This is a genomic window from Winogradskyella sp. PC-19 (genome assembly GCF_002163855.1).
Taxonomy (GTDB): Bacteria; Bacteroidota; Bacteroidia; order Flavobacteriales; family Flavobacteriaceae; genus Winogradskyella.
In genome coordinates, this window is the sequence record NZ_CP019332.1 from 628650 (window position 1) to 645433 (window position 16784).

The following is a 16784-nucleotide window of genomic DNA, read 5'->3' on the forward strand; positions in this document are numbered from 1 at the left end:
TTATTATTTTCCTTCAAACTGATTTCTGGCTTCAGTTTCAATGTTTAACTGATTAATTCTAGCATCAACTTTACGTTTAAAGTCAGTATCTGCTATAGTTGCAACGTTATCTAGATAACGAATCACTTCTTGACGTCTAATATCAGAGAAATTTAAACCTTTCATATTCGCCTTCATTAATTCTTGTAGCATATTGAATTTGGTATCGTAGTCTTTTTTAAAATACTTATCAGGATTTTCGAACCAATCTTGCTCCAAGTCAAAATCCGTTAGGCGCAATGATATTGCAGATTGTATGTTTCTAACATCACGTGATGAAAAGAATGGAAATATTTTCTGAATCTCTTTGTATAATGTTGCATAGAACATGTGATCTGTCGCTTGGTGTAATTTTTCAACTTTATCAAACGTATCGTGAACTCTCTCTTCTGTTGGTTTTTCAACAGCATTCAAAATTTCACCCATACTTTTTGCCAAGCCTTGGTCTGCCAAATACTGATAACCCTCAGGATTATTCATATTTATAAATTCTGGCATCGTATCCTGAAGCTTCCTCCACCACAAATGGTCTTGATCTAAAAAATCATGCTCTGTACGTGCGCCATCTATTTTGAAACGACCTTGCACACGAGAAATCACAGCTTTATCTAGCATTTCGGGTAAGTTTGTAAATAAACCTACCGAACTATTACCATAATTTACGGCATAAGCACCTTCTGTATATCTTAAAAACACACCAATAACTTCTTTGACACCAGCAGAAACACCTTGAGCTGTTCTTTCCTGCAAGTTATTTTCAGCATCATCAATTGGTGCAAAAATAAGTTTTGTTGGGTCTTGTAATGGTTTCATCCATTCTACCATTTTTTCAGCAGAACCGCCTTGAAATGTGCTTATAAGCGTATCAGGCATTGGATGAAATAGAAATGGAATATCCAAATTATCGCAATGTTCCTTTAAACGTGTGGCAATTGCAGCAATTAGCATACTTTTTCCAGTTCCTGGAATACCGTAACCCATAAAAACAGGCATGAAACCACCTAACTCTTGAAAAGGATTTTTCTTAGCTTCAAAATCATAACTCAACATACGTTCAGTCAAACGACGTGCAAAATGCTTGGCGTCACGATTACCAACAATTTGCTCAAATTGAATTTTATTGAATTCTACACTTTTTGCTGTGCCTTCAAAAGTGTTACTCCAACCATCTATTGCAAAGTCACTATTCTCTAATTTATATGCTCTATCAACTATAGTCCCTGTATACTCTAGAGTACTTTTTCTAAGTTGTATTTCTGAAATTAATGCTTCAAAATAAACAACTGTAAAGTCAATTACATCCTTATCGGATTTAATAATTTCTGGGTGGCCAAGGTACTTATCATAATAGAATAAGCTACAAGAAATTCCTTTTAAAGGTGTTAATAATGATACTTCTGGAATACCAGCAAACTTCTGTTTCATGACACTTAAGTCGTCAGAAGCTGTAGGTTTTAAATCATGTAATATTTTATAAGATAATGCGAATAACATAAACGCTGTTGCTGTATGCATTTTGCTTTCGTATTCACGCTTTCCATTACTATCTAGTGCAGATTTGTTTTCAACTAAAGAAGACAAACCTGAGGCGTCGTAATAGCTTTCTCGTATCCATAAGCCCAAGCCAATACCTTCTTGTACTGCATAAAGCGTACTATTAAGATGAACAGGAAGTGCTACAGACTCAGGTAATAAACGTTTTTTTAGTTCTAAAATAGTTTTAGAAACTGAAGTAACTTCTGCACTGCCACCATTTCCTTTTGCACGAGATAAGTACAAAAGAATGGATTCGTCTTTAGCGTCTTTATCTTTATTACGTGCACGTTCGCCTTGCTCCCATTGGATACTTTTAATATAAGATGTAGCTTCATCACGAAGCATATCAAGCTCGGTTTGTTTTATAGGGAAAGTTGAATTGTGTTCCATTTATTTTGCTTTTGGCTTTTAGTTATTGGCTGTTAGCTATAGGTCCGAAACTTGGATTGGTGGTTTTGCCAATTTGTCAATCACTTCGGGTGTTTTGTTATATAGTAGTTGAATGATACGATGTGGTGCTAAAACATATTTCTGTTTTATAACATCGCTCCAACGTTGAAATGTTTGCTTACTAAAAAAGCTACCTTCTTTAAATTCTGATGTTGATTTAATTTCATCAATTTTTAATGAAAACGCATAACTCTCTAGTGGAATTTCTTTTTTTGAAATCGCATCTAAAATAGTATGCGTAATATCATTTTCGTCTTTTGCAAAGACATTATGCAAAGGACCTAAATCTATACGTTTTACATGCTTTGGCAGCAATTCTGGTAATTTTCGGTCAATTGCATAAGCCATAGCATCTAAATTCATCTTTCGATCTGCCGATTGTTTTATCGCTTGATAAATCTCTTCCTTATCTTTAATAGGATCTCTACCGTCATAGTTGAAATACATAAAGCATACAAAAGGTCTGTTATGAGAGACATCATAAAAACTCCAACTTGTCATGTACTCTCCTATTTTAGGCTTTGGTGATTTTAAAATCTTGCCTTGTACAAAACGATTAAAAATAAATTGCTGTTTTACATTGGTATAATACACAATTGATGCAGCTTGAAATAAACGTGATTTTTTAATGGGTTCTTTCTTTCGCATTAAGGTATCTAAGAACTCATCTTGTAAAACATTAATATCTGTAAGTCTATTAAGATATTCTTCACGCAATGCTAAGTCATTAAACAAATACCTAAACTCCAAATAATTTGGAAACCCAGAATCTGTTAAATCAATTTTCATATTATCCTCATCGTCATACATGTATTTTACACGCATAGCTTCGATTGAATACAACAATAAATCGCAGTATTGTTTAAAAAACACCAGTTCTTGCTCAGCGCACAACTGCTGCTGTTGCATTTTTACAATCAATTCTTTCACTGTAAAATCTACCATACGATGGTAGAATTCATATTGCTGCTTTGAATCTAATTGTGCTGAATCTAGTGGGGTTACAATCATTTTTTACTATTGAGTAGTCAGTAAATAGTAAGCAGTCTATAATATGAACAAATAATCATACTGTAAACTGCCAACTAATTACTGTGTACTTATTTATTATCCTAATAAATCGTCTTCTGTTTCTGGTTTTGGCCCTGGGTTACTATCACCAGAGTTATCATCTTCAGGATTATTTGGTACGGTATTGTCAGAGTTATAATACTCATCAAAAATTTCTTTCATATCAATACCATAGCGGTCAGCGAAGTTTTTCTGAATTTCAGAATCTTTATTTCTAATTTCTTTTAAAGCTTCAGCGTAACTACCGTAAACACCTTGCATCACTTTTTCATGAACTGGAATGTTATCCATCATCTCTTGACGTGCTCTTGCACTAGCTGTATGCATTGCTGCTAAAGTTTCGCCAATGTGCTCATCAGTTTTGACACCTAAATGTTCTAAGATTGCAGCAAATTCTTGATCTGTACGCGCTTTTAAAGCCACGATATAGCCATCATAATACTTTAACCTTTCATCTGTGTCACTTTTTAATTTAGCACGGTGAGTTTGCAAATTACTTCTTAAAGAGGTTAATACTTTAATAGTTAAATTATGTTTGTGTACAAAGCTATCTTTTGACGCAGCAAGAGTCGTATACGCATTTTTAAGGCCTTCTAACTCTTCTACCGATTGTTCTAGTTTTGTTACTTTAGATAATGCTTCGGAATATTCTGTAGACTGCTTATCTGCAACATCTGTTAAAGCTTGTCTGGCTTGTTTGAGTAATGCATACTCTGCTTCTAACTTACCTTCAACCTCTGCTTTCTTTTCTAAAGCTTTAGTATGGTTTTTACTAGCTTCGACAATAGCATCTTGTAATTTATCTTCTACTTCTTTAATTTCGACTTCTCTGTCTTTTAAACGCTTAACTGCTGCCTGACTTTTAAAAGATAACTCATTTAATAAAGTTTGAACATCAGCAGTTTCGATGCGTTCCTGAAACATAGCTTTTGCTTTATTATCAGCAGCATCACGCTCTTTTTGTGCAGATACTAATTCGCTTTCGGCATCTTTGATTTTTCCTTTGCGTCCCCAAAGATTATTCCACCATGTGTCTGGCTTATTTTTAGCATCTTCTAATTCTACTTTCGCACGTTCTAAACGTTTGATAGCGTCATCAATGATTTTTTGTTCGTTTTTATTTAATGCAGAAAAACCTTCAAACATAATACCAACTTCATCTTGGTAATCTGTCAAGTCTTTAATAGCATCAAGAAGGGTTGACCTATCTTTTTCTGCCATATCAACGACATTATCTAAGGTTGCATTCAAGATTTTTTGACGACTTTCTGGATCATCTTCTTGTGCAAGTTTAGATTTCATTTGGTCAATGGCTTTGCCCCAATTGACATCAACTTTTTCAGCTTTTTCTTGTGAATTGGTTTCTAGTAAGTCAAAATCATCAGACATATTTTATAATTTGTTTTAAGGTTGTACAATTATTGGATAAGCAATTTCGGTAATTTTTGTGAGTATAAAAACTTTACCATCAAAATATAAGTATGAGATATAGTTAAAATGTTACAATTCCTTTTTTTACTCTATAAATAAAGAATATTTATGTAGTTTGTCAGACTTTATAAACACTTAATCGTTTAAATGTTAACAACTAAATTGTAAAATATTTATTATGAATAAGTTAATACATTGGTCTTTTTTATTATATTCGCACTGTATCCAAATCTAAATTAATATAAAATGAAGGGATTATTCCTACTTAATTCTTCAGCAGTAAGCACTCATCAGCTTACACTTATACTACTAACTGTATGCTTTGTATTTATTGTTCTTATAGCAATAGCGGTGGTTAAGATGTATAAATTGAAAGCACAGAACAAAAAGCTCATGGAGACTAATGCTTTTAAAGATGTTGATGAATCCTATAAAGATTTCACAAGTGGTCATCTGTATGATGATGCATAAATTATTATAACATTAAATAAAAAAACCAGCTAAAAAGCTGGTTTTTTTATTTCCGTAAATTGTTTAGACTTATCTCACTAACTTTTTATACTTAATACGTTTAGGCATCAAATCACCACCTAGACGCTTTTTCTTGTTCTCTTCATATTCACTGAATCCACCTTCAAAGAAATAGACTTGTGAATCACCTTCAAAAGCAAGTATGTGTGTACATATTCTATCTAAAAACCATCTATCGTGACTAATAACAACTGCACAACCTGCAAAGTTTTCTAAACCTTCTTCTAATGCTCGTAATGTATTGACATCTAAATCATTAGTTGGCTCATCTAAAAGTAACACATTACCTTCTTCTTTTAATGTCATTGCCAAGTGTAGGCGGTTACGTTCACCTCCTGATAATAAATCTACTTTTTTATTCTGCTCGCTTCCTGAAAAATTAAAGCGACTTAAATACGCTCTAGAATTGACTTGTTTTCCGCCCATCATCACCAATTCTTGCTCATCACTAAAGTTTTGCCAAATCGTTTTGTTTGGGTCAATATTAGAGTGTGCTTGATCCACGTAAGCAATTTTAGCAGTTTCGCCTAAAGTAAACTCACCTTTATCTGGAGTTTCCTCTCCCATAATCATTCTAAAAATTGTTGTTTTACCAGCACCATTAGGTCCAATTACACCAACAATTCCTGCTTGTGGAAGATTAAAGTTTAAATCCTCGTACAATAATTTATCATCATAAGCTTTGCTTACACCTTTAGCTTCAATAACATTAGTTCCTAAACGCGGTCCGTTTGGTATATAAATCTCCAGCTTCTCGTCCAATTGTTTTTGGTCTTGACTCATGAGTTTATCATAATTCTTCAAACGCGCTTTTTGCTTGGTTTGGCGACCTTTTGCACCTTGACGAACCCAATCCAACTCTCGCTCTAATGTTTTTTGACGTTTTGAAGCAGTCTTACTTTCTTGTGCCATACGTTTAGATTTTTGATCTAACCAAGATGAATAGTTTCCTTTCCAAGGAATACCTTCTCCTCTATCGAGTTCCAAAATCCAACCTGCTACATTATCTAAGAAATATCTATCGTGAGTTACAGCAATAACAGTTCCTTTATATTGCGCTAAATGATGCTCTAGCCAATGTACAGATTCTGCATCTAAATGGTTTGTTGGCTCATCTAATAACAATACGTCTGGTTCTTTCAATAATAAGCGACATAAAGCTACACGTCTACGTTCACCACCAGAAAGTACACCAATTTTTTTATCACCATCAGGAGTTCTTAATGCATCCATTGCAATTTCTAGCTTGGTATCTAATTCCCAAGCATTAGAAGCATCTATTTGATCCTGCAGCTCAGCTTGACGGTTCATAAGCTTTTCCATCTTGTCTGGGTCGCTATAAACTTCTTCTAAACCAAACTGGTCATTAATTTTATTGTATTCATCAAGAATTGCTACAGTTTCTGCAGCCCCTTCTTTTACAACTTCTAAAACTGTCTTTTCTGGATCTAATTTAGGCTCTTGTTCAAGATAACCGACTGAATAATCCTGTGAGAAAACAACATCTCCTTGATAGTTTTTATCAACACCAGCAATAATCTTTAGTAAAGTTGATTTACCAGAACCATTAAGACCTAGAATACCAATCTTAGCACCATAGAAGAAACTTAGATAAATATTTTTTAAAACTGGTGTATTAGCAGATTGAAATGTCTTAGTAACACCAGACATTGAAAAAATTATTTTTTTATCATCACTCATTATACACGACCTTTTAATGCATTAAACACCCATGCAATACAAAAGAATCCACCACCAACAGCAGCAAATCCCCAACCAGCAACATCATCATACCTGAATGCTCCTAAGCCTATTAAACATAGTCCTACTATAATCATTATTGTAGTGGCCCAAGCCAATACAGTATTTTTATTCATTGCCATATTATAATTTTTAAGGGAAAAACAAATATCGGACTTTTAACTGAAAAAAGCATCCTTAATAAGAATGCTTTTTAGCTTGTAATTAATTCGAATTTAATTGCATCGGAACTTCGATTATTATCAATTCTGAATTCTGATTAGCACTTATATCGATGGCATCAGTTTCATATACGCCTAAAGCATCTCTCTTCTTTAAATTAGTATCTGCTGCTATTATATCTCCTTCAATATTCAAAATGTAAAAGCCATTATTTTTTGACTTTGGTTTTAAATTGATTGTTTTATTTGCCTCAATACTTGCCCTATATATGTATGCTTGCTGACTAATCGGTAAAGCATTTCCTTCTAAATTGTTTTTTGGAGCAACTACAGTTTGTGGCTTGTTATTTTCTACTTCTGCAGAAAAATCACGTTGTTCATAATTAGGTTCAACATTCATTTCTTCAGGGATTATCCAAAGTTGAAGAAAATTTACTTCGTCAGTTTTACTATCGTTAAACTCTGAATGTGTTAGGCCAGTTCCGGCACTCATAACTTGTACTTCACCAACTTCAATGGCGCGCTTATTCCCCATACTATCTTTATGAGACAGTGCACCTTTAAGTGGTATAGAAATGATTTCCATATTTTGGTGTGGATGCGTCCCAAACCCCATATTTGGCTGAACTAAGTCATCGTTTAGTACTCGCAATGCTCCAAAATTCATTCTGTTTGGATTTTGATAACTCGCAAAACTAAATGTATGATGAGATTTTAACCAACCATGGTCAACATATCCTCTAGTATCTGCTTTATGAAATATTGTTTTCATAGTATTTTGTTTTATTAATAATTTGCAGGAAGAAATCCCATTTTACCCATTTGGTAATCACGCATCGCTTCCATTAATTCTGTTTGATTATTCATTACATATGGTCCATAAGTTGCAACTGGTTCATTTAAAGGCTCTCCAGAAATAAATAATAACATGCTCTCTTCTAAAGCTTCTAAATCAAATCCAACACCATCTTGATTGAACTGTACAAATTGATTTTGATTTAATTCTAAAACTTCAGAATCATTAACCGTAACTTTTCCATTAATTAAGTACAGTAAACCCTGATGTTGAATAGGAAACGTAGTTGTTTGTTTTCCTCCTGTTTTTGCTTCAATCATAAAAGCATTTACAGGTGTTTGAGTTTGTATTTTTCCATATTTATTTTGAAATTCTCCAGCTACAATTCTTGTATCTACTTTTTTATCGTCTGAAGTAATCACATTAAAATCATCATAAACTACATGCTGATAATTAGGCTGTATCATTTTCCTTTCTGCTGGTAGATTAAGCCAAAGCTGAATACCTTCTATTATTCCGCCTTTAGCTACAAAATCCTTTGTTGGTGCTTCGGCATGAATTATACCTCGACCAGCTGTTGTCCATTGCACATCTCCTGCTTTTACTATACTTTCATTTCCTAATGAATCACGATGCAATTGCTCGCCTTGAAATAAAAAGGTTACAGGCTCAAAACCACGATGCGGATGCGGTCCTAAATCAAATGGATTATTCGCTTCACTAATTTCATATGGACCATAATGATGTAGTAAAACAAATGGGTCTGCCATTTCTATATTTTGAGTCGGTAAAGGTTGACGTAAACGAATTGGTCCCATGTTTATAAAGTCACTTCTACCTATAGTTTTAATTGTATTATGCTTCATGATTATTTTGTTTTATATTTTCCATGGAAAATATCTACTGAAAAATTTTTATCTCATTTTATCTAATAAATTACTGAGCGTTTCAGCTTCTGAGTCCGTTAGATTTTTTAATAATTCTCTATTTAAATCTTTTGGAATTGATTTCAATAAATCCAATCCATTATCAGTAATTGCAATTTTCACTACGCGTCTATCGTGTTCTGATGGTAAACGTTCTATATAATCTTTAGCGCACAATTTATCCATTAAACGAGTTGCATTTGGTGAACGCTCTAGCATCCTATCTTTAATTGTTTGGACCTTTAAAGGTGCATTAGCACCTTTCAAAATCCTAAGAATGTTATACTGTTGTGGTGAAATACCAAAAGGTTTAAAAAATTCTGTTTGACAACTAGAAACCCAATTTGCTGTATAAATGATATTAAGCAAAGCTTTGATTTTATTGCTTTCAAAGGTTGAATTGATGTCTTTTGATAAATCTCCCATGTTTCAGTATTGAGTTATAATATGTAACTACAGACTATCTTGAAGTTGCTTCACTTCTTCTAATAAATCATTATTTAAATCATCATTAATGATTTTTCTATCTCGAAAATTATCATTGAAACTTGGAAGCGAAAATTTACCAACTATATTTCCTCCCATATACTGAAAACGGTCTGCTGCTATATTTAATCCAGTCTGTCCACCTCTTGCTCCTGGAGATGTTGCCATTAATAACATTGGTTTTTCACTCCATAATTTACCGTCAATACGAGACATCCAATCAAATAAGTTTTTAAAAACCGTTGCATATGTACCATTGTGTTCAGCAAGTGACAATACAATACCATCAGTAGATTTAATTAAATCTAAGAATTTATATGCATTATCTGGAATACCGTGAGCCAACTCATAGTCCATTCCATATAAAGGTAATTCAAATTCATTTAAATCTAATATACTTACGTCTGCTCCATCTACTAAAGATGCTGCGTAAGTTGCTAATTGTTTATTTATTGAAGTGGTGCTGTCACTTCCTGCAAATGCTATAATAGTTTTCATATCTGTTTGTTTTTGATGGTACAAATATAAGTCAAAATAATTTACATTCCAAGGAATATAATTCCATGTAATTAATATTTAACATTTCATTTGGAATTATTACTAAAAACTAAAGCGTTAAGTTTTGTAAATTCGTGCCAAACTATAACTATAGCAATGGATTTAGATTTCAATAAAAACGAAGACCACAATAAACTACTCCTTTCTACCCTAAAAAAACGCTTTGCAAAAGTAAAGCTTGGTGGTGGGCAAAAAAGTATTGATAAGCATCACTCTAAAGGTAAAATGACCGCGCGTGAACGTATTGATTACCTTTTAGATTCAAAAAAAGAAAGCATAGAAATTGGTGCATTTGCAGGAGAAGATATGTATCCTGAGTATGGCGGGTGTCCTTCTGGCGGTGTGGTTATCAAGATTGGTTACGTTAAAGGCAAACAGTGTATTGTTGTTGCTAATGATGCTACAGTAAAAGCTGGCGCTTGGTTTCCTATTACAGGTAAAAAGAATTTAAGAGCCCAAGAAATTGCTATTGATAATCGTTTACCAATCATATATCTGGTAGATAGTGCAGGCGTATTTTTACCTATGCAAGATGAAATTTTCCCAGATAAAGAACATTTTGGTCGCATTTTTAGAAATAATGCTGTAATGAGCTCAATGGGAATAACACAAATCTCTGCCGTTATGGGTAGTTGTGTTGCTGGTGGTGCTTACTTACCTATTATGAGTGACGAAGCATTAATAGTAGATAAAACAGGTAGTATTTTTTTAGCAGGTAGCTACTTAGTTAAAGCAGCTATTGGCGAATCTATAGATAATGAAACGCTTGGTGGTGCGACAACTCATTGTGAAATATCTGGTGTTACTGATTACAAAGCTAAAGATGATAAAGATGCTTTAGATAAAATAAAAAACATCGTTGATAAAATTGGTGATTTTGATAAAGCTGGTTTTAACCGTACAGATGCAAAAAAACCAAAAGAAAATCCTGAAGATATTTATGGAATACTTCCAAAAAGTCGTTCTGACCAATATGACATGAATGCTATCATTAGCCGTTTGGTAGATAATTCGGAATTTGAAGAATATAAAAAAGGGTACGGACAAACTATAATTACAGGTTATGCACGTATTGATGGTTGGGCTGTTGGTATTGTTGCCAACCAACGTCAGTTAGTTAAAACTAAAGGTGCCAAAACAAAGTCTGCAGAAATGCAATTCGGTGGTGTTATATATAATGATTCTGCTGATAAAGCCACACGTTTTATTGCGAATTGTAATCAGAAAAAAATTCCGTTAGTTTTCTTACAAGATGTGACTGGTTTTATGGTGGGCAGTAAATCCGAACATAGTGGTATTATTAAAGATGGTGCCAAAATGGTAAATGCTGTTAGTAATTCCGTTGTACCAAAATTTACAATTGTTATTGGAAATAGTTATGGCGCAGGAAATTACGCCATGTGTGGGAAAGCTTATGACCCAAATTTAATCGTCGCTTGGCCAAGTGCTGAATTGGCGGTTATGAGTGGAAAATCTGCCGCAAAAGTGTTACTACAAATCGAAAAAGCATCGCTTAAAAAGAAAGGTGAAACTATTACACCAGAAAAAGAAGAAGAAGAACTTTTCAATAAAATAAAATCCAGATATGATGACCAAGTCTCTCCGTATTATGCTGCAGCACGCTTATGGACAGATGGCATCATTGACCCATTAGACACTAGGACATGGATTAGTTTAGGAATTGAGGCCGCAAACCATGCTCCTATCGAAAAACCTTTTAACTTAGGGGTTTTACAAGTTTAATATGGATGATATAAAAAATCAAAAACAGCCACTGTACGTTATTCTTTTATTGATATTTGCTGCAGAGGCTGTTTTTATTTTGCCTTTTGTTCTACAACGTATTTTTAGAACCACCTTTTTAGAATCTTTTGATATTAGCCAAACCCAACTTGGCAGTTGTTTTTCCATTTACGGAATAGTAGCTCTGTTTTCTTATTTATTTGGCGGTCCATTGGCAGACAGATATAAACCTAATATGTTGATGTCAGTTGCTCTAATTTTGACTGGTTTAGGTGGAATTTATCTAGCAACCTATCCAAATTTAGTTAACCTTCATATTCTTTATGGTTTTTGGGGATTCACCACTATTTTTTTGTTTTGGGCACCAATGATTAAAGCTACACGAATTTGGGGTGGTTCATCTAAACAAGGTATTGCCTTTGGATTTTTAGATGGTGGTCGTGGTTTGGTTGCTGCTTTATTTGGTTCTGTTGGCGTGCTTATTTTCTCTTTATTTATTACAAAAGATATCGAATTGACGTCTGTAGTAGAACGTCGTATCGCATTTAAACAAGTCATTTTGTATACTTCTTTTGCGGTTATGACTGTTGGTGTGATTGTGTTCTTCTTCTTAAAGTTAAATTTTGATACAACTGAAAAAACTGAAAAAAATGCGAATCTAATTACGCTGAACAACTTCAAAATTGTCATGAAATATAAAGCCGTTTGGTTATTGATGATAATTATTTTATGCGCGTATTATGGTTATAAAATGACGAATCTTTTTAGCCAATATGCAGAACAAGTGATGCATTACGATAAAATTGAAGCTGCAAAAGTCGGCACTTATTTATTATATATGCGACCTATTATTGGTGTTGTTATTGGCTTATTAGCAGATAGAACAAAATCAAGTCTTTGGTGGATTATTATTGGTTTCTTTTTCATGGCAATTACAAGTCTCGTATTTGCTACTGGGATTGTAGATGATTCTACTAATATGATGTTTATGCTGTCCATTGGACTTATGGCTATTGGTGTCTATTCGGCTAGAGTACTATATTTTGCAACATTAGAAGAAGCTAAAATTCCGATTGCGGTAACTGGTACAGCTGTTGGTTTTATTTCAGTAGTTGGCTACACACCAGATATTTTTACAGGTCTGATAAATGGTTACTTTTTAGATAAGTATAATGAAGTAGTTGGGCATCAAATTGTATTTGGGATTATGGCCGGTTTTGCTGTAATTGGTTGTATAGCTTCATATTATTTGTACAAGAATTCTAAATCAAATTCAGGTTAATTTCCTTGATAGTCTTTTACTCTAGGAATAGTCAACAATTTAGTTTGTCTACCATTTACATATCTAAAACCATTTGCTCCCCAAAAACCAGCTTCTTCAAGCATGATTCGGATGTCCCTTTTCCATTCAGGGATTGTTACTGTTGTATTTAATTCTATAGCATAAACTGTATTTTCATGTAATGGATAATCTCCATTAACAGGAACACCACCTTGAGAATCCCACATACCCAATGTTGTACCAGAAGAATGGCCATAAGTACCCAATGGATGCGTATAGATTGATGGTCTTAAACCTTCTGACTTTCCTTGAGATAGTGATTCAGCTAGAATTTTATTACCAGTTTTTCCTGTTTCAAAATTATTAGTGAAAATATCTTGAACACGATTGCCATCCTTTAACGCATCTTGCAAGTATTTAGGTGGCCCTTTTTCATTTGGTTTTAGTACGTAAGCTAGTTCTTGGCAATCGGTATTTAATCTTAAATAAGTTATTCCAAAATCACAATGCAATAAATCTCCAGGTAAAATAACCATATTCGCTGGTCGGTTTGAAAACGCATATAAATGATTACCTAACTCTTCGGCAGTCCTTTGAACATCGACTGTTGGGTGAAACCATGTTTCTAATCCCAATTGGGTAACTTTATCACGCATCCACCATTCTACATCTGTCGTTGTTGTGACTCCTGGTGTAATCACTTTTTCTGAAAAAGCTTCGGCTATAATATCGTGTGTAATGTCAACAAGTTGATTATAAGTGACCATTTCTAATTCTGTCCGAGTTTCAATCCAACCAATGGCTAATTTTTCAGCAGATTTAACCTTTTTTTTATAATCTGAAGACAAATGATTCATAAATGCTTCGTAATCAGTTTTTACGATACCATCACAAATATTAAAGCTATCAGAGTAATTTAATCCTATTGATTTAGGCTTTCGTTCTTCAATTAACTGCATTAATCTGTTCCATTGATTGGGTTCTTTTTCTTTATCCCAAGCAGAGATTATATTTTCACCAAAATTATATCTCGCAACTGCTAAATTCTCAATAGTGTTTTCTTCTTTATTTCTGTAAAATACAAGAATTGTTCGGCGTCTTGCATTTAGCCAAGTTGCTGGAAGCATTGTCTTTAAAACTGGGTCTTCGTTATACTCCCTAGAAATCAAAATCCACATATCAAAACCAGTGTCATCCATCAGTTTTGGTAACAAATTGTTGAATCTATTTTTTAAAATATTGTCTACAACCTCAGCACGTTGACGCTCTGGTAAAATTTGTTGCGCGTTAAGATTAATGAAAAATAAGAATAGAAATATATAAACTGCTTTCATAATAATTATTTGAGATGTCTAATTTACCTAAATATTAGGCATAAAAAAAGAGTTCCAAAATTGGAACTCTTTTTTTAAATATATTTTAAACTTAGTGAGCCGCAGCTTCACGCTCTGCTTTCTTTTCTGCTTTTATTTCTTTAAAACGTTCGATTGCTGATCCAAATACCCAGTAAGGTATTACAAAGGTTAAAAGAAAAATCATTAACCAAAAACCAATAGTCAAAATGGTTAAGAATGCTAAAAAACCTAAATATTGATCAAATTCGAACATAACTGTTTTTGTTTATAATATTTGACAAAGATAAAACCAAAATATGTGTTTTACAACAACAAACTTGAGATTTATTAACAGTGAATAAACATTTTTCAAACGGCTTTAATAAGAAGTTTTGCTGTCGCAAGATTTGTTGCCAATGGTACATTGTGAACATCACAAAGCCTCATAAGCATTAAAATGTCTGGTTCATGAGGATGCTTGTCTAATGGGTCTCTGAAAAACAAGACCATTTGACATTTACCTTCAGCTACACGAGAAGCAATTTGTGCGTCTCCTCCTAACGGTCCAGATAATAAGGCTTCTACCTTTAAACCAGCAGATTTAACACGTTGCCCAGTTGTCCCAGTGGAAACTAATGTTACATTTTTTTGATGCAAAACATCGATATGCTCATTTAAAAACTGAACCATCTCCGCTTTTTTTCCATCGTGAGCTATAAGTGCAATTTCCATTATAAATTATTTACATGATAATCTACTAAACCATCAATTGGTCTCCTTACAAAATTTCCAACTGTGTATCCGTATTCTTTAGCAACTTCTTTTATTTCGTCTTGTGCAAAAAAAGCAATAGAACCAGCAAAATGAACTGGTACCGTTTTTATTTCTTCTTTAAACTGTAGAATCATGCTTTCTGTAAATACTCTAAGTCCTTTTTTAATTAACTCGTGTATATATTCAGAATCTTTATTTAAAAACATAAATTCAGCAAAGTTTGCTAAATAAGCGTTAGGGTTTGCTTGTTTATATAAGTTATACTTTATGTAATCTGGCTCTAAATTGTACTTATGTTCAAATGCAAGTCTGATAGTATCTGGCATCTTATTGAAATAATAATCTCTTATAAGCTGTTTTCCGTAATAATTACCACTAGCATCATCCATAATTGTATACCCAAGACTTTTTACCCTTTGGTGCAACTTTTTTCCATCAAAATAACTGCAATTAGAACCAGTACCCATTATACAAACAATAGCTGCTTCTTTATTATGATTTAAAGATGACCTTACTGCTGCCATAGTATCTTCTTGAACTTCGATTTTTGCATTAACAAATACATCTTGCAAAACCTCAGTTAAAGTTTGTCTTGGCTTGTCTGTACCACAACCAGCGCCATAGAAAAAGACATGAGATACGTCTCGTCTAAGTTCTTGAATTTCGTCACTCTTTTTTAATATTTTTCTTAGTTTTCTCTCTTCAAGAATTGCTGGATTAAGACCTTTAGTTCTTATTTTATTTGTTGCTATTTGTCCATCGTTTTTGATTGCTATCCAATCACACTTTGTAGAACCTCCATCTGTAATTAAAATCATATTTTTTATTTTAAAAACAAAATTCCGTAGGTGAAGTAGATACTAATCCTACGGAATTTAATATTATTAATAATCTGAGATTATAGTGAATTTACTTTTTGTGCTAAATCTACTAATTTATTTGAGTATCCAAACTCATTGTCATACCAAGATACTAACTTAAAGAACGTTGGATTTAATTCGATTGCTGCATCTGCATCAAAGACACTTGTTCTCTCTTCACTCACAAAATCTTGAGAAACTACTGCATCTTCAGTATAACCTAAAACACCAGCCATACTGCCTTCAGAAGCAGTTTTCATTGCAGCTTTAATAGCTTCAAGAGATGTTTCTTTTTTTGTTTTCACTGTTAAATCTACCACAGAAACATCTACAGTAGGTACTCTAAAAGCCATACCCGTTAGTTTTCCGTCTAATTCAGGAATTACTTTACCAACTGCTTTGGCAGCACCAGTAGATGTCGGTATAATATTATTAATAGCACTACGACCTAATCTGTAATTCTTACGAGAAGGCGCATCTACAGTAAACTGTGTAGATGTAGCAGCGTGTATAGTTGTCATTAATGCTTCTTCTATACCAAAGTTATCTTCAATAACTTTTGCAAGTGGCGCCAAACAATTAGTTGTACATGAAGCATTAGAAACAATGACGTCGCTTGACTTTAATTTATCATCATTTACGCCCATTACAAACATTGGTGCATCTTTACTTGGTGCAGAAATTACTACTTTTTTTGCACCCCCATCTATGTGGTATTGTGCAGTCTCTAAGGTTGTAAAAATACCAGTACACTCTGCTACTACTTCTGCTCCTGCTTTATCCCAACCTAAATTCTTTGGGTCACGCTCTGCTGTAACTCTAATGGTTTTACCATCAACAACTAAATGTCCGTCTTTTACTTCTACAGTGCCATCAAAACGTCCGTGAACTGAGTCATATTTTAATAAGTATGCTAGGTGATTAACATCTAGTAAATCGTTAATTGCAACAACATCTACATCGTTTCGTTTTACAGTTGCTCTGAAAACAATTCTTCCTATTCTTCCGAATCCGTTAATTCCTAATTTTAAATTTGCCATTTTCT

17 protein-coding genes are annotated in these 16784 nt (G+C 33.5%); 3 read left to right on the top strand and 14 right to left on the bottom strand.

What is annotated here, in order from left to right:
* Positions 1 to 3: 3 nt before the first annotated feature.
* The 3 genes from BTO05_RS02930 to BTO05_RS02940 form a co-directional block, all read right to left on the bottom strand.
* Positions 4 to 1965, bottom strand: coding sequence for an AAA family ATPase (locus BTO05_RS02930; RefSeq protein WP_087491223.1), 1962 nt, complete (start codon positions 1963 to 1965; stop codon positions 4 to 6).
* 36 nt (positions 1966 to 2001) lie between these two features.
* Positions 2002 to 3036, bottom strand: coding sequence for a hypothetical protein (locus tag BTO05_RS02935; protein WP_087491224.1), 1035 nt, complete (start codon positions 3034 to 3036; stop codon positions 2002 to 2004).
* Between the two features lie 96 nt (positions 3037 to 3132).
* Positions 3133 to 4485: a microtubule-binding protein gene (locus BTO05_RS02940; protein WP_087491225.1), complete on the bottom strand. Its 1353-nt coding sequence runs from the start codon at positions 4483 to 4485 to the stop codon at positions 3133 to 3135.
* Positions 4486 to 4773: 288 nt separating this feature from the next.
* Between BTO05_RS02940 and BTO05_RS02945 the strand changes: the two genes are divergently transcribed.
* Positions 4774 to 4998, top strand: a complete 225-nt coding sequence (locus BTO05_RS02945; protein WP_087491226.1) for a hypothetical protein — start codon at positions 4774 to 4776, stop codon at positions 4996 to 4998.
* A 69-nt stretch (positions 4999 to 5067) separates the two neighbouring features.
* Here the strand turns inward: BTO05_RS02945 and ettA are convergent, their stop codons facing one another.
* The 6 genes from ettA to BTO05_RS02975 form a co-directional block, all read right to left on the bottom strand.
* Positions 5068 to 6759 carry an energy-dependent translational throttle protein EttA gene (gene ettA, locus BTO05_RS02950; RefSeq protein ID WP_087491227.1) on the bottom strand — a complete coding sequence of 564 codons (1692 nt, stop codon included), beginning with the start codon at positions 6757 to 6759 and terminating at the stop codon, positions 5068 to 5070.
* Positions 6759 to 6941, bottom strand: coding sequence for a CAL67264 family membrane protein (locus BTO05_RS02955; RefSeq protein ID WP_087491228.1), 183 nt, complete (start codon positions 6939 to 6941; stop codon positions 6759 to 6761). Before BTO05_RS02955 ends, ettA begins: the two co-directional genes overlap by 1 nt.
* A gap of 82 nt (positions 6942 to 7023) precedes the next feature.
* Positions 7024 to 7752 (bottom strand): pirin family protein, encoded by a 729-nt coding sequence (locus BTO05_RS02960; RefSeq protein WP_087491229.1) that lies wholly within the window; start codon positions 7750 to 7752, stop codon positions 7024 to 7026.
* Positions 7753 to 7766: 14 nt separating this feature from the next.
* A complete protein-coding gene (locus BTO05_RS02965) occupies positions 7767 to 8642 on the bottom strand; it encodes a pirin family protein (protein WP_087491230.1) in 876 nt (291 codons plus the stop codon).
* 48 nt (positions 8643 to 8690) lie between these two features.
* Complete coding sequence (locus BTO05_RS02970; protein ID WP_087491231.1) at positions 8691 to 9128, bottom strand: MarR family winged helix-turn-helix transcriptional regulator; 438 nt, start codon at positions 9126 to 9128, stop codon at positions 8691 to 8693.
* Positions 9129 to 9155: 27 nt separating this feature from the next.
* Positions 9156 to 9686, bottom strand: coding sequence for an NADPH-dependent FMN reductase (locus BTO05_RS02975; protein WP_087491232.1), 531 nt, complete (start codon positions 9684 to 9686; stop codon positions 9156 to 9158).
* Between the two features lie 156 nt (positions 9687 to 9842).
* Here BTO05_RS02975 and BTO05_RS02980 point away from each other — a divergent pair, with 156 nt between their 5' ends.
* Together BTO05_RS02980 and BTO05_RS02985 are read left to right on the top strand one after the other, a co-directional pair.
* Positions 9843 to 11489 carry an acyl-CoA carboxylase subunit beta gene (locus BTO05_RS02980; protein WP_087491233.1) on the top strand — a complete coding sequence of 549 codons (1647 nt, stop codon included), beginning with the start codon at positions 9843 to 9845 and terminating at the stop codon, positions 11487 to 11489.
* Position 11490: 1 nt separating this feature from the next.
* A complete protein-coding gene (locus BTO05_RS02985; protein ID WP_087491234.1) occupies positions 11491 to 12771 on the top strand; it encodes an MFS transporter in 1281 nt (426 codons plus the stop codon).
* On the opposite strand, the gene BTO05_RS02990 is transcribed toward BTO05_RS02985, so the two are convergent.
* From BTO05_RS02990 to gap, 5 genes are all read right to left on the bottom strand, one after another.
* Positions 12768 to 14105: a M24 family metallopeptidase gene (locus BTO05_RS02990; protein WP_087491235.1), complete on the bottom strand. Its 1338-nt coding sequence runs from the start codon at positions 14103 to 14105 to the stop codon at positions 12768 to 12770. The genes BTO05_RS02985 and BTO05_RS02990 overlap by 4 nt on opposite strands.
* 91 nt (positions 14106 to 14196) lie before the next feature.
* Positions 14197 to 14379, bottom strand: coding sequence for a hypothetical protein (locus BTO05_RS02995; protein ID WP_087491236.1), 183 nt, complete (start codon positions 14377 to 14379; stop codon positions 14197 to 14199).
* A 95-nt stretch (positions 14380 to 14474) separates the two neighbouring features.
* Positions 14475 to 14837: a methylglyoxal synthase gene (locus BTO05_RS03000; RefSeq protein ID WP_087491237.1), complete on the bottom strand. Its 363-nt coding sequence runs from the start codon at positions 14835 to 14837 to the stop codon at positions 14475 to 14477.
* Complete coding sequence (locus tag BTO05_RS03005) at positions 14837 to 15697, bottom strand: BadF/BadG/BcrA/BcrD ATPase family protein (protein WP_087491238.1); 861 nt, start codon at positions 15695 to 15697, stop codon at positions 14837 to 14839. The genes BTO05_RS03000 and BTO05_RS03005 overlap by 1 nt, the downstream gene beginning before the upstream one ends.
* An 80-nt stretch (positions 15698 to 15777) precedes the next feature.
* On the bottom strand, positions 15778 to 16779 hold the full coding sequence (gap, locus tag BTO05_RS03010; RefSeq protein WP_087491239.1) for a type I glyceraldehyde-3-phosphate dehydrogenase: 1002 nt from the start codon (positions 16777 to 16779) through the stop codon (positions 15778 to 15780).
* Between the last annotated feature and the right edge of the window lie 5 nt (positions 16780 to 16784).